This window comes from Tolypothrix campylonemoides VB511288_2 (assembly GCF_045999855.1).
Taxonomy (GTDB): Bacteria; Cyanobacteriota; Cyanobacteriia; order Cyanobacteriales; family Nostocaceae; genus Scytonema; species Scytonema bouteillei_A.
On sequence record NZ_JBFPMW010000014.1, the window covers coordinates 272,192 to 285,076 of the forward strand.

12 protein-coding genes are annotated in these 12,885 nt (G+C 41.3%); 6 read left to right on the forward strand and 6 right to left on the reverse strand.

The genetic code is table 11. From position 1 onward, the window contains the following. The first annotated feature begins 42 nt into the window (after positions 1-42). The 4 genes from AB0756_RS32780 to AB0756_RS32795 all read left to right on the forward strand — a co-directional run bounded on the left by AB0756_RS32780 (position 43) and on the right by AB0756_RS32795 (position 5,226). Positions 43-1,779 (forward strand): iron uptake porin, encoded by a 1,737-nt coding sequence (locus AB0756_RS32780; protein WP_038083887.1) that lies wholly within the window; start codon positions 43-45, stop codon positions 1,777-1,779. A gap of 395 nt (positions 1,780-2,174) precedes the next feature. Then, on the forward strand, positions 2,175-2,888 hold the full coding sequence (locus AB0756_RS32785; RefSeq protein ID WP_038083884.1) for a rubrerythrin family protein: 714 nt from the start codon (positions 2,175-2,177) through the stop codon (positions 2,886-2,888). A 359-nt stretch (positions 2,889-3,247) separates the two neighbouring features. After that, positions 3,248-4,042, forward strand: coding sequence for a DUF1350 family protein (locus AB0756_RS32790; RefSeq protein ID WP_038083882.1), 795 nt, complete (start codon positions 3,248-3,250; stop codon positions 4,040-4,042). A 47-nt stretch (positions 4,043-4,089) separates the two neighbouring features. After that, a complete protein-coding gene (locus tag AB0756_RS32795) occupies positions 4,090-5,226 on the forward strand; it encodes a SpoIIE family protein phosphatase (RefSeq protein ID WP_038083980.1) in 1,137 nt (378 codons plus the stop codon). On the opposite strand, the gene AB0756_RS32800 is transcribed toward AB0756_RS32795, so the two are convergent. The 4 genes from AB0756_RS32800 to AB0756_RS32815 form a co-directional block, all read right to left on the reverse strand. Beyond that, positions 5,223-5,558: an STAS domain-containing protein gene (locus AB0756_RS32800; protein WP_038083879.1), complete on the reverse strand. Its 336-nt coding sequence runs from the start codon at positions 5,556-5,558 to the stop codon at positions 5,223-5,225. The two genes, AB0756_RS32795 and AB0756_RS32800, sit on opposite strands and share 4 nt — an antisense overlap. Before the next feature lie 283 nt (positions 5,559-5,841). After that, on the reverse strand, positions 5,842-6,258 hold the full coding sequence (locus AB0756_RS32805; RefSeq protein WP_038083877.1) for a hypothetical protein: 417 nt from the start codon (positions 6,256-6,258) through the stop codon (positions 5,842-5,844). Positions 6,259-6,276: 18 nt separating this feature from the next. After that, on the reverse strand, positions 6,277-6,942 hold the full coding sequence (grpE, locus tag AB0756_RS32810) for a nucleotide exchange factor GrpE (protein ID WP_038083875.1): 666 nt from the start codon (positions 6,940-6,942) through the stop codon (positions 6,277-6,279). 340 nt (positions 6,943-7,282) lie between these two features. Continuing rightward, positions 7,283-7,546, reverse strand: coding sequence for a ParB N-terminal domain-containing protein (locus AB0756_RS32815; protein WP_017747164.1), 264 nt, complete (start codon positions 7,544-7,546; stop codon positions 7,283-7,285). A gap of 661 nt (positions 7,547-8,207) precedes the next feature. Between AB0756_RS32815 and AB0756_RS32820 the strand changes: the two genes are divergently transcribed. After that, positions 8,208-9,815, forward strand: coding sequence for a SpoIID/LytB domain-containing protein (locus AB0756_RS32820; protein WP_038083873.1), 1,608 nt, complete (start codon positions 8,208-8,210; stop codon positions 9,813-9,815). A gap of 268 nt (positions 9,816-10,083) precedes the next feature. On the opposite strand, the gene AB0756_RS32825 is transcribed toward AB0756_RS32820, so the two are convergent. Continuing rightward, positions 10,084-10,383: a ferredoxin gene (locus tag AB0756_RS32825; protein ID WP_038083871.1), complete on the reverse strand. Its 300-nt coding sequence runs from the start codon at positions 10,381-10,383 to the stop codon at positions 10,084-10,086. A gap of 481 nt (positions 10,384-10,864) precedes the next feature. Further along, complete coding sequence (locus tag AB0756_RS32830; RefSeq protein WP_038083869.1) at positions 10,865-11,164, reverse strand: ferredoxin; 300 nt, start codon at positions 11,162-11,164, stop codon at positions 10,865-10,867. Between the two features lie 627 nt (positions 11,165-11,791). Here AB0756_RS32830 and AB0756_RS32835 point away from each other — a divergent pair. Further along, entirely contained in the window at positions 11,792-12,793 is a 1,002-nt protein-coding gene (locus tag AB0756_RS32835) for a Gfo/Idh/MocA family protein (protein ID WP_038083978.1), read from the forward strand. The last annotated feature ends 92 nt before the right edge of the window (positions 12,794-12,885 follow it).

A 12,885-nucleotide genomic window follows, 5' to 3' on the forward strand; every position in this document is an offset into this window, starting at 1 on the left:
TTGATGAAAAAGACTGCTAGCTACTATAAAACGGTTCATAATATGAGAAAGCTTGTCAAAAATGTTACGGGAGCGCTCGCTTGCTCTTACCTCATACTTTCCCAGAATGCCGGACTAGCCGAAACAATTCCAACCCAAAACGGTTTTGAATCAAAACGAGTTCGCAACACGACCAAACCGACAGCAAAACCCATTACTCAGATAAAGCCAGTTGTCAGCCAATTACCTCAACGGGGAGAACCCCCACGTTCTGGCGCTTCTAATCCAGCCGACCGAGTGAACTCAGTTAGCCAACTCAGGGACGTACAACCCACTGATTGGGCTTTTCAAGCACTCCAATCTTTAGTGGAGCGTTATGGAGTCATAGCAGGCTACCCCAATGGTACATTTCGGGGAAACCGTGCCATGACACGCTATGAATTTGCAGCTGGGTTAAATGCTGCCTTGGCAAGGATTGACGAACTAATTGCAGCAAGTACAGCAGATTTAGTTTCCCGTGATGACCTAGCAACTTTGCAAAGACTCCAACAAGAGTTTTCTGCGGAATTAGCAACATTGCGGGGACGAGTCGATGCGTTGGAAGCAAAGACGGCGGAAATAGAGGCTAATCAATTCTCCACAACCACAAAATTAACCGGTCAAATCGTCGTAGGAGTGAACGCAGGTGGATTTGATGGAGACCGCATTATCGATGCCACAGGCCAAGTCCTTGCTACTGAAAATCCAAACCCCACAATATCATATCGAGCCGGTATAGATTTCAGTACAAGTTTTTTTGGTAATGACTTGTTACTTGTTCGTATTGACACGGGTAGTGGCACAACTATCAACACGGGTAGCGGTCCAGTTAGAGGCATTGACGATGCTGCAGGGTTTTTAGAGCCAACCTTTGGTAGCGTCCTTGACTTTTCTGTTGAACCACCCACTGACGCTGACATTGGAATCGCAAGAGTATCTTACACTTTTCAACCGTTCAAAGACCTTAGAGTTTCTATCGGACCCGATATTCGCACAACTGACTATGTCGATCGCAACAGCTACGCTTACCTGAGTTTCCGCGACTTTAGCACTCAAGCATTCACAAATAATTATCTTCTCTTCCCTATTAGCGGTCCCTCATCGGGTGCAGCAATTGATTGGAAACCCGGTGGCGGAGCAATCTCAGTCAGAGCATTGTACGCAGCTGCTGGTGCATCCCAACCAGGCAATTTGAACATACAGAACGTTGGTGATGTTCTCAGAGGGACAGCATCCTTTATTCCCCTACTGTATCCGGTTAATCCCAATCGTAACTTTGGGGATGCTGGCATATTTGGTGACACATATCAAGGTACAGTTGAACTAGAATATGCTCCTTCCAGAAAATTTGCTTTACGCCTTCAGTACAGTGGTGGTGAAGTCTTAGATAACCGCTACGACGTGTTCGGAGCTAATTTTGAGTTAGCACTTTCATCAAAATTTGCCATATTTGGTCGTTATGGCTATGGAAACTACGACGACACCTTCGTTGGCGATATCAAACCCAACTACTGGATGGCTGGAGTTGCTTTTCCAGACTTATTTACTAGGGGTGCTTTAGCTGGTATCGCTGCAGGACAACCGTTCATTGCTAATGAGATTGGCGATTCCACTCAAACCAACTTTGAAGCGTTTTATAACTTTCCCATCAGTTACAACATCCAAGTGACGCCTTTGATTCAAGTGATTACCAATCCTTCAAACCAAGAGTCAAACGGTACGATCGTCACGGGGACGTTGCGAACGGTTCTTTCTTTTTAGAAATGCGATCGAGAGCGTACTGCTTGTTCAAAGTGCATAAACAGAACAAACTTGCTCCTATATATAACTAAGCCCTCGGGCCACAACCATATAATACCGTTATACCCCCAAGCCTGGGGGTTTTATTTTGACCTTCCACAGAAGCATAAAGTGCAAAGCACCACCTATTTTCTATTTCTCGAGCATTGGGCGAGAGTTATTCTCCCTTATCCCCCTTGTCTGTCTACCCTCTAAATTTTTAAGTCACTCCCCAAGCATAAAAACATCTTGAAAAACTTGCTTATTCATACTCGTAATGACTACAATTAGATTAAACGTATTCGTTATGAGTACGAGTTATCAAAATTGCCCCGACTGCGGCAGTCCGTAAGTTAATAATTAAGAGAAGAGAAACAATGGACTTATCCAACTCTAACACCGCAAAGAATTTAGCCGACGCTTTTGCTGGAGAATCAATGGCGAATCGGAAATATCTCTTTTTTGCAGAAGTGACCCGTCAGTTAGGAATGACGGAATTGTCAAAACTGTTTCGAGAAACAGCAAATCAAGAGACAGAACACGCTTTTGCTCATTTCAGGTTAATGCATCCAGAACTAGTGGTGAATGATATCGCTTCCTTAACTGAAGAGGAGAAAAAAGCAATCGCCGCCCGTTGTTTGGAACTAGCGATCGAAGGTGAAACCTACGAATATACAATTATGTATCCGGGCTTCACAGAAGCAGCACGTGCAGATCGAGACACGAAAGCTGCAGTCGAATTTGAAGCGCAGCAGGTAGAGTCTCGCGAACACGCTCAAATATTCCGTAAAGCAGCACACAACTTTGGATTGCTGACACCCATTGAACAGCATCATGCCCGTCAGTATACAGAAGCATTGCAATCTTTAGATGGAGTTGCACCCGCACAGAAAGCAACCAGTGGCGAGCCAGCTACCCAGAAATGGATTTGCCGTCAGTGTTCAATGATTTACGATCCTGTAGTCGGCGATCCTGATTCAGGAATTGCACCCGGTACACCTTTTGAGGCAATTGCTGAAGATTGGGTTTGTCCAATTTGTGGCGCTACAAAGAAAACCTTCGTTCCCTATGAAGAAGTTGTTGCAGCTTAAATTCCCTGAAGAAAGGCACAGGGCATAGGGGAATTAGTAAAATGAAAAACCGGGGAACAACTTCACAATAAGTTGTTCCCTTCTGATTGAACGCACCCCAACCAAATTTTACGATTATGGTTGAGGAATCTTGCGCTGTGCAATTCTCGAATTACATAACTTTACCAGAAAAGCTGGCGTCCTCAGCCTGTCGTGGGAACTTTTGCCATCTACAAGGCTGCCTTCTTCACAGTATTTGTAGGTGGGGACTGCGCGAAACCTTTTTGTTCAAACGCCGTTATTCCACAAGCAGAGGAAACAAGCTATACCATGAAGAAGAAGTATTAACTTCTTAACTTCTACTGCTGATATAGCCGTACATGGACTGGAAAGAAATATCTGGTAACTGGGTTCTCATTCCGCGAAATCCTATTGGCATCGTTCACTTCCTTGGCGGTGCATTTGTCGCGACAGCACCTCACATTACCTATCGCTGGTTACTAGAACAACTGGCCACTAAAGGCTATGCTGTTATTGCTACGCCGTTTGTTAACACTTTGGATCATTATGCGATCGCAAAGTCTGTACTGCTAAATTTTGAACGCGCCTTAGAACGCTTACAAGATTCGTCAGCGATTCGCAAGCGCTACCTTCCCATTTATGGGATAGGACATAGCATGGGGTGTAAACTCCACTTGCTAATTGGCAGCCTCTTTGCTGTAGAACGTGCTGGTAATATCCTAATATCCTATAACAACTATGCCGCTAGAGATGCCATTCCCCTAGTCGAACAGTTCAACGCCATTCCCCTAGTCGAACAGTTCAACTTAGCTGCTGCTGTCGAGTTTACTCCTTCGCCTTTAGAAACAAATCAACTCGTACAAGAGCGATATGCAGTCCGTCGAAACCTGCTGGTAAAATTTAGCAACGATACCCTCGACCAATCGGCGGCTTTAACTGAACTCCTAAAACAGCGCTTTTCAGATATGGTGACAGTACAAACACTTACAGGAACTCACACGACCCCATTAGGGCAAGATATTAAATGGCAAACAGGTGAATCATTTTCGCCTTTTGATGCATTGGGACAGTGGTTTAGGCAAGAAGTATACCGTGACCTTCAAGCGTTGCAACGTACTGTCCTTTTGTGGCTAAATCCCCTATCACCTCCATAAACAGCAAATGGCGATCCGTAACCAGCGACCAATGACCAATGACTAATGTGTTTCAAATCTTAGTAGTTGATGATGACCCTGCAGTACAAATACTTCTGAAAAGAATGCTAGAAAGACAGGGTTACAGGGTGATAGTAGCCAACGACGGAGAGGAAGGAATTGTCAAGGCAGTTTCTTGCTGTCCTGCGCTTATTATTTGTGATTGGATAATGCCCGGTTTAAATGGAATTGAGGTTTGCAAACAAGTTAAGGCAAATCCCAAATTATCCACCACCTTTTTTATCTTACTAACTTCTTTAGATTCAGTGGCTGACCGTGTTAAGGGGTTAGATGCAGGTGCGGATGACTTTATCACAAAACCTATAGAACAAAATGAATTACAAGCCCGAGTTAGAGCAGGGTTGCGCTTGCATCAAGTCAGCCGGGATTTACAAATTCAAAAGCAAATTCTGGAGTCAGAATTGTCAGAGGCGGCAGAATACGTAAAATCTCTTCTGCCGCCTCCAATGATGCAACCCTTAAAAATAAATTTTCGGTTTATTCCCTCACGACAACTTGGAGGGGATTGCCTCGATTATTATTGGTTGGACCCTGATTATCTGGCAATTTATCTATTAGACACTGCAGGACATGGATTGCGAGCAGCTCTTCCCTCAATTTCCGTACTCAATTTATTGCGATCGCACGCCCTAAAAGGACTGAATTATTACCAACCTAGCGATGTATTGAGGGCATTGAATGACACCTTTCAAATGAACTATCAAAATGACAAGTACTTTACCATTTGGTATGGAGTTTACAACCGCGTTAAGCGACAGTTAACCTATGCTAGTGCCGGTCATCCACCTGCTGTTTTGATATCCAAAGACTCTTCAAAAACTAATGCAGTTAAAAGATTGAGAACTCCCGGTATGCCCGTTGGCATGTTTCCTCACGTAAAGTACGTTGATGGCATCTGTCAGATAGAAGAATCTAGTTGCCTTTACATTTTTAGTGATGGTGCTTATGAAATTACTCAATCTGATGGTACTGTTTGGACTTTAGATGCTTTTATTCAATTTCTTATCGACTTAGAGCACCGCTTTGATAATAACCTTGATTCTATACTCAATTACATCAATACTTTAAACTCCAAAGACGCTATTGATGATGACTTATCTATAATCCAAATTCAGTTTGATTAACTTCTAGACATAACAGCTTTATTAAATTCCTCTTCATTGGGGAATATTTCAAACACCTTATCCATACCAGTCAATTCAAATAAGATTCTAACTTGTTCGTTAATGGCACAGATAATCAATTTTTTATCGGCTGCACGCAGCGCTTTAAAGGCTAACACCAAAGCACCCAAACCAGAGCTATCCATAAATGTTACATTTTGGAAATCAAGCAATACGATTCTTGTGTTATTGTCTTGTTCCAAAACTTCGTTAATTACTTGTCTAAACTCTTGCCCTTGAGTAGAATCTAAAATTCCATTGGGTCGAATCACTTTCACAACTGGATTTGCCATAATATCTTGGATTTTGTAGTTATACTAATGATGTTTTGAGTTGGTCAGCACATTTCAATAGTAATTCATTTGAAAAATGACTGCCATAGAGAAAATGTAAGATATAAGTTATAAATGTAAATTAATCATGAATTGTTCGTTTTAATTTTTTATTCATATCCGGGTAAACTCTTGTTTTACCATACAAAGGAATTTTCAAATTAAAAAATATCTAACTTTTTCTTATCGGATGTTGCTCGCAGCCCGTTCTATCAATAGCGGGCGAAGATGCTCCCGATTTGCTTCAATGGAGGGCGTTGGAGCCCTCTCTAGGTATTAGCGAGATCCCCGCAATACAATCCCATCTATCCCACACGATGGATAATTTATATTTCTTGAAAATTCCTAATGACTCTATTATTGACCAAGCCGAAGCATAAGGGTACGCAGGAGTAGTACCCCTTAGTAAGGAAAAATACTCCATAACAACACCCTGTTTGTGCGTAAAAATCTGGTAGCTCATAGAAAGCTCCATAGCAGTAACTTTGCCAATTCCCTTAGCTGTAAACAAAGCATCGAAAAGTCGCTGTTGTATGTCTTTTGAAATTACCGAGTTATTATCAATAATCAAAATTTTTACATAATTTTCCTGAAAAAGTTCAGTAAAAATACGAATTTTGGGTATTGAGCATTGAAAATGAGGAATTGAGAGGGAAATCATTTTCCCGTACTCGATCGATCATCGATCGCTATTAAGCGGGCTAACCTTTGCTCTGTAAAACAGCTTCTCACCTTGACGATAACCTGTATATCGTACTTTGACTATTTCACCTGGTTGTGCGCTGCCTTCCATTAACTGATGCAATTGCGGATCGTAAGGTAATTCTACTCCCACAGGCGCGATCGCCTCCACACCCCATTGCTGTAAAAGTCTTTCCAAAGGCTTCTGTATCAGTGGCAATATATTAACCGCAGGTAATTGAGTATTTTCTCTAGCTTTGTGTGCAGCCGTAGGAAATTGCACTAATAAAGATTCGAGCAGTTGCAAACTCGACTGCTGGAATTCTTGTATCAAAACTTGCCGTTGCTGTTGAAGTTGCTCTTGTAGGCGCTCGTACTCTTTTCTTATCTCTGTGATTTGTTTTAATAATTCTTGACTTGGTGGATCTGCATCTTTCACCAAATCCACTTGAGAAAAAATTCTAATAAACTCATTTAAAGAAACTTTTAGCGCTTGTGACAACTTGAGCAACACATCCACCCGCATCTGCTCAACTCCCAACTGTCGCAAGCGCAAAATTTGCCGCTCTGAGACACCAGCAGTGCGACTCAGAGCTTTAAAGCTAGAAATGTCCACCCGTTGCATTAAGTCTTGCAACTTTTTAGTGCGATCGTTATCAGGCATTTTGGCTAATGGCTAATGGCTAATTGCTAATAGTTAATATCACCATTAGCTCTGTGTCTTTTATGCTTTGCCAATGGGTCGATCCTACTCTCCTAGGGAGATACTACGCATTGCCGCAGGCTTGTACCCTTTGGACTATACGCTAATTGCTATAAGTTCGGGCTAACCCTCCTATAACAATGAGCTTACCACGCACGCGGTTCAGTGGATTCACCAGTCTTCCATTAGCCATTAGCAATTAGCCATTAGCCATTAGCCATTAGCTATTAGCAATTAGCCATTAGCCATTAGCTATTAGCAATTAGCAATTAGCCATTAGCCATTAGCCATTAGCCATTAGCTAAGCCAAATGCATCTTGAGAACGCTTTTTGGGGCTTTGCGAACTCTGGCGATGATAGTTTCTTTACCCAAACGCTGGCATGCTTCATAGCGATGGCATCCAGAAAATCCGTAATATTTTCCCTCAACTTCTAAAACGTCTATCGGTTCTTGCTGTCCAATCTCTGCGATCGATTCCATCAAAGCTAAAACTTTCTCTGGATCGTTCTTTCTGGGTAGGGGTCGCTGTATTTGATTTAACGGAATTTCTTGAACTCTGACCATAATAAGTTTTGTTAGTAAATTTTCTTGCTTTTAAATAAATCATAGTCGTTATGACTTTAATTTGCAATGAATTGTTTCGATGAGAGCGGTAGTAGTATCATCAAAAAATTTGTGGTACAAACACGACTTTGTTGAAGAAATCTTATGGTATTGCAGAAGTGACATGAGGAACACTGGTGGTGAAATAGCAGTCTCCATGTAGAAAATACTAATTTTTCATCTTGACCTACGGATTTTGTAGGTACAGAATTAAGTATTTATTCTTATAATAAATGCAGCAAATAAGCCAATCGTTTGGGTAACAAAATCTATGGTATTGCCACAGTTTGGTACCAATGAAGTGTATTCTTTGTTTATCCGGAATAATCTTGCACGTTATTGTAAGATGTGCAAAGGAGGTGATAAATGTGGCAACCGGAATACCCAAGTGGTAATAACCTTTTTCCCAACTAATAATAGTTGCCAAGCAATCGCCCTTATCTGTTGTTTAACTACATAGTAGGTTCTTTAACAAACCTACCCCCTACCTGAAAAAATAGGGTAGTGACCGAACAAAATAAAACTTCCCAATTTTAAACGACGTAAGCTGACCAGCAACAATCCATCATTCATACTCAAACACAAATACCTCTAGATAGATCTGGCGGCAATACTAAAATTCATGAAAATTATCTTGCGTATTTCTTATACCGTACTTCCCTTGTTTTGTTTGCTGGGTTTAACAGGTGCATCAGGACCTGCGGGCAAAACAAAGGATGTAGAACTCAGGATAGGTATAGTGCAGCGCTTTGGTGATGAACCCACAGAAAAGCTGCTACTCGAACCTACCAAAGGCGATAGTCTGAAGCTAAAATTTCAGGACGGCAACAAACAGCAAATCGTTGTCACTAACAAACCGGTAAACCTAGAAGTCAAAATGCAACTCTTACCGGAAGCAGCAGTAGAGGAAAGAGTTGTGTTGGGAGTATACCGTACTTATGAGACTGCTGAAGATAGTGCTAGAAAGTGGCGAGAACGAGGCATAGAAGTGGAAATTGCCCAGCCGGATCGCTGGCAAGTTTGGGCAAAACGGTCTGTATACAACACGCCTTTACTCAGACGCTTGCTCCTACAAAATATACTGGCTGATGGTTATAAGACGGCATTTGTCGATACCCAAATTTTGCGGCAAATGCCTCTGTTAAGCTTGCAAGCAAATGGCAAAAGCTACACTCAGAAGAATATACAGATTACCAGCAACCAGAATTTAATTCGAGTTCGTGAAAGCCAAAAACCGGAGAATGCAAGGCTGTATGCTGGCAGGATGGAAGTTCAGTCTAATGCATACGGAAGTTATACGTTGGTTAACGAAGTGCCTTTAGAAACTTACTTGCGGGGAGTGGTACCCTACGAAATCGGTGCTTCATCACCAACCGCCGCTTTAGAAGCACAAGCAGTTATTGCGCGGACTTATGCCTTAAGAAACGTACACAGATTTGCAATAGATGGATATCAATTGTGCGCGGATACTCACTGTCAAGTTTATTATGGTTTGGATGGAGTCACAGCAAATACAGATCGAGCGATCGCAACAACACGAGGTATGGTACTTACCTATCAAAATCAGCTGGTCGATGCCCTCTATTCTTCCACAACTGGTGGCGTAACAGCATCTTTTAGTGATGTTTGGAATGGTGATGACCGTCCTTACCTGCAACCCGTGGTAGATGCTCCTAAGAGCAACCTATGGAATTTATCGGGGCAGAGTTTAGCTAATGAAAATAATTTCCAACAGTTTATCAATCTCAAGCAAGGATTTAACGAGAGTCAGAGGGACTTATTCCGATGGCAAAGGGAAACTAAACTAGAAGATATTGCCAAAGATTTGCAGAAATTTTTAAAAGTAAAGAAAAGCCCCTATGCAAAATTTAAAACTATTAAAGAGATGCAAGTCACAGAAAGAAGCAAGAGTGGGCGCATTCTTAAATTAGAAGTTGATACAAATATAGGCGCTTTTACACTACATAAAGACGAAGTGCGAAGTGCTTTTGCTGCGCCAGTCAGTACGTTTTTCTATCTCAAACCTCTTAACAAAGGACAACCGGGTCTTTGGGGATATGCTTTTATTGGTGGTGGGTTGGGACACGGAGTAGGGTTAAGCCAAACGGGGGCTCAAAATTTAGCCCGCCTCGGCTGGTCAAGCCCAAAAATTCTCCAGTTTTATTATCCTGGAACCAAAATGGAAGTTTTCAGCAATGCGATCGCACAAAACAACAAACCACCAGGATGATTGTACCAGGAAGGAGAACTTATTCCCAATCCCAATCTCCACGCCTCAAGTACTATGTGTCACACTAGTATTAGGTCAATAAAGCAGGAAGACAGTTAGCGCTGCGTTCCTGCTATGCAACGTAAATTTAGACTGATTGCCAAAGTAGGTGTATAAAGCAGACACAGCAAAGACAAAAAATTTTGTCTTTGCTGCTTTTTTCTTATGCTGCCTTTATAACACTCATCTAAAATTCACTCATTCAAAATGGTATGAAGAGGAGTCATCTCTAATAAATTTCTTCTTCTTGGTGAGTTAGGATTGTGACATCAGAGGTTGGGTAAGCAACACAAGTCAGTACGTATCCTGCTTCAATTTGGTCATCATCCAAGAATGATTGGTCAGACTGGTCAACAGTACCGGAAACAACTTTACCTGCACAAGTAGAGCAAGCACCAGCACGACAAGAGTAGGGCAAATCAAGACCTTTCTCTTCAGCCGCGTCGAGAATGTACTCGTCATCTGGTACATCAATAGTTGTGTTTAAACCTTCGGCTTCGTTGATAAGTGTCACTTTGTAAGTAGGCATTTGGTAATCCTCTCTTTTGTCAATGGCAGTATAAGTTATCCTAAAGCAAACAGCACGGCTAATCTTTACAGTTACCCACTATTACAAATTTGCTTCACTTTTGATACTAAGAGAAAACTAAGAGGATACAACTGGAATTTCAGCCCGATTAGTAATGAAATTTAGTTACCCGATTGCGATTAGTTTTACTTATATTTAATGGCAGTAGCTTACTAGCTAATTGGATGTGGGGAGAGCCAATGCCCAATGCCCACGCCCTAATTGTTATATGTCACACTAGTATTAGGTCAATAAAGCAGGAAGACAGTTAGCGCTGCGTTCCTGCTGTGCGACCTAAATTCAGATTGATTGCCAAAGTAGGTGTATGAAGCAGACACAGCAAAGACAAAAATCTTTTGTCTGTGCTGCTTTTTTATTATGCTGTCTTGACGACACTCATATAAAATCCACTCCTCCAAAACTGTATGAAGAGGAGTGACTTCTAGTAAAGTTCTTCTTCTTGATGAGTTTGGATGGTGACATCCGAGGTTGGGTAAGCAACGCAGGTGAGTACGTATCCTGCTTCAATCTGGTCATCATCTAAGAATGATTGGTCAGACTGGTCAACAGTACCGGTAACAAGTTTACCTGCACAAGTAGAGCAAGCACCAGCACGACAGGAGTAAGGCAGTTCAATACCTTGCTCTTCAGCAGCGTCGAGAATGTACTCGTCATCTTTTACATCAATAGTTGTGTTTATACCTTCGCCTTCGTTGACAAGTGTGACTTTGTAGGTAGGCATTTGGTAATCCTCTCTTTTGTAACGGCAGTATAAGTTATCTTAAAGCAAATAGAACGGCTTATCTTTACAGAGCAGCCGCTGTTACAAATTTGCTTCACTTTTGATACTACGAGAAAACTAAGAGGATGCAACTGGAATTTTAGCCCGATTAGTAATGAAATTTAGTTACCCGATCGTGATTAGTTTTACTTATATTAAGGAGCAGCAAATTGCTAGATAATTAGATAATTTTATGACTGCAAAAAAAATTGTAAATCCAAGTAAATTTCAGATTTGCGATCGCATTGTATTATACAATTACCTAGTTAAGGAAAAAATCTACAATGACAAATCAATTATTTCCTTAATTATACTGAGAAGGAAGATGAGTTAGTCATGTAAGTAAAATTAGAGCAAACCTCAGGATACTTTAGGTAGCCTCTAGCCATACCTAAGTATATTTTGGAAATAAACTGGAATTCTTCACAGCCAATTTATAAGAAAAATGGCTCAAAAGCTTGTGACTAAAGCTCGGTAAGTATCAATTAAGTAAAGTTATAATTTTTAGACAAAACTGGGAGTAGAAAAACGTACTTTGGGGAAAAATATAGGTGTAAGTACGATAGGGTAGATAGATTGGTGACTCCAATGTACAGTAACTCAGCATTTTTACAAGACAGTCCTGTACGAGTAGGTTTAGTTGGGACTGGGGCTGCGGCAAAGCTCAGGGCTGAGGCATTTTTACAAGATGAGCGTTCCCATTTAGTTGCCGTAGCTGGCAATACACCAGAAAAGACAGAAGCCTTTGCCAGAAACTATCAAGCACAAATGGTCAATTCTTGGCAACATCTCGTGCAGCAAGAAGATATAGACTTGGTGGTTATTTGTAGTGTTAATCGGGATCACGGAGCAGTTGTACGAGAAGCGTTAAAGAATGGCAAACACGTGGTAGTAGAATATCCACTGTCTTTTGATGTGGTAGAAGCTGAAGAATTAATTGCACTCTCAAAAACACAAAACAGGCTTTTACACGTCGAACACATTGAAATGTTAGGTGGGATACATCAAGCAGTAAAGCAATACTTACCAAAAATTGGTCAAGTATTTTTTGTCCGTTACAACACTATCAAACCCGAACATCCCGCACCTCGGAAATGGACGTACAATCACAACCTTTTTGGGTTTCCGTTGATAGGTGCTTTGTCCCGATTGCACCGTCTTATAGATTTATTTGGTGAAGTGGTGTCAGTCAATTGCCACAACCGATTTTGGGCAGTGGAAACAGATTATTATCAAAGCTGTTTCTGTGAAGCTCAACTTTCCTTTACAAGTGGATTGTTGGCTCACGTTATTTATGGTAAGGGTGAAACGCTATGGCAACCGGAACGCAAGTTTGAAGTTCATGGCGAAAATGGAGGACTTTTGTTTAATGAAGATACGGGCGTTCTGGTACAAGTAGGGGAAAGAAAACCTATAGAGGTTGGAACTCGACGGGGTTTGTTTGCTAAAGATACAACAATGGTTTTGGATCGTTTAATCAACGGTACTCCCTTGTATCTCACGCCAGAAGAAAGTTTATACACTCTCAAAGTTGCAGATGCAGCAAGGCGTTCTACCGAACAAGGAGTAACACAAATAATTCGTAATTAAAAAATTCCTAATTCGTAATTAAGAAATTCTTAATTACGAGTTAATAATGAATTACAACAGTTTTCATATAAATGAACCATACCCTCTGTAAA

What these genes read in the sequence shown, in the direction of transcription:
- AB0756_RS32780 (WP_038083887.1), top strand. Translation starts at nt 43, where the DNA reads ATGAGAAAGCTTGTCAAAAATGTTACGGGAGCGCTCGCTTGCTCTTAC.
- AB0756_RS32785 (WP_038083884.1), top strand. Translation starts at nt 2,175, where the DNA reads ATGGACTTATCCAACTCTAACACCGCAAAGAATTTAGCCGACGCTTTT.
- AB0756_RS32790 (WP_038083882.1), top strand. Translation starts at nt 3,248, where the DNA reads ATGGACTGGAAAGAAATATCTGGTAACTGGGTTCTCATTCCGCGAAAT.
- AB0756_RS32800 (WP_038083879.1), bottom strand. Translation starts at nt 5,558, where the DNA reads ATGGCAAATCCAGTTGTGAAAGTGATTCGACCCAATGGAATTTTAGAT.
- AB0756_RS32805 (WP_038083877.1), bottom strand. Translation starts at nt 6,258, where the DNA reads ATGATTTCCCTCTCAATTCCTCATTTTCAATGCTCAATACCCAAAATT.
- grpE (WP_038083875.1), bottom strand. Translation starts at nt 6,942, where the DNA reads ATGCCTGATAACGATCGCACTAAAAAGTTGCAAGACTTAATGCAACGG.
- AB0756_RS32815 (WP_017747164.1), bottom strand. Translation starts at nt 7,546, where the DNA reads ATGGTCAGAGTTCAAGAAATTCCGTTAAATCAAATACAGCGACCCCTA.
- AB0756_RS32820 (WP_038083873.1), top strand. Translation starts at nt 8,208, where the DNA reads ATGAAAATTATCTTGCGTATTTCTTATACCGTACTTCCCTTGTTTTGT.
- AB0756_RS32825 (WP_038083871.1), bottom strand. Translation starts at nt 10,383, where the DNA reads ATGCCTACTTACAAAGTGACACTTATCAACGAAGCCGAAGGTTTAAAC.
- AB0756_RS32830 (WP_038083869.1), bottom strand. Translation starts at nt 11,164, where the DNA reads ATGCCTACCTACAAAGTCACACTTGTCAACGAAGGCGAAGGTATAAAC.
- AB0756_RS32835 (WP_038083978.1), top strand. Translation starts at nt 11,792, where the DNA reads ATGTACAGTAACTCAGCATTTTTACAAGACAGTCCTGTACGAGTAGGT.